1 protein-coding gene is annotated in these 510 nt (G+C 55.3%); it reads left to right on the forward strand.

Going from position 1 to position 510, the window contains the following annotated elements; all coding sequences use genetic code 11:
• A partial coding sequence (gene glpQ, locus ABD481_RS47250) for a glycerophosphodiester phosphodiesterase (protein WP_344672406.1) occupies nt 1-510 on the forward strand: 510 nt, incomplete at both ends.

Consider the following 510-nt stretch of genomic DNA (forward strand, 5'->3'; position numbering starts at 1 on the left):
ACCAGGAAGGCAAAGATATTGCCGCCAGCACATTGAAGGTGCTGAAGGAATATGGCTATACCAGCAAGCAGGATAAGGTTTATCTGCAGTGCTTTGACGCCAACGAGCTCAAACGCATTAAAAATGAGCTGGAGCCGAAGATGGGGATGGATCTCAATCTGGTGCAGCTCATCGCCTATACCGACTGGAATGAAACCCAGCAGAAACAGGCCGATGGTAAGTGGGTGAACTACAGCTATGACTGGATGTTCAAGCCAGGGGCGATGGCGCAGATTGCGCAGTACGCGGACGGCATCGGCCCGGATTACCATATGCTGGTAGCGGAAGGCTCGAAGCCGGGGGCGGTGAAGCTGACGGCGATGGTGAAAGAGGCGCACGCCAGCCATCTGCAGGTGCATCCGTTCACCGTGCCCGCGGATCAGTTGCCGGAGTACGCGACTAACGTTAATCAGCTCTATGACGTGCTGTATAACCAGGCGGGCGTCGACGGCTTATTTACCGATTTCCCGG

The organism is Catenulispora yoronensis, assembly GCF_039531695.1.
GTDB lineage: Bacteria > Actinomycetota > Actinomycetes > Streptomycetales > Catenulisporaceae > Catenulispora > Catenulispora yoronensis.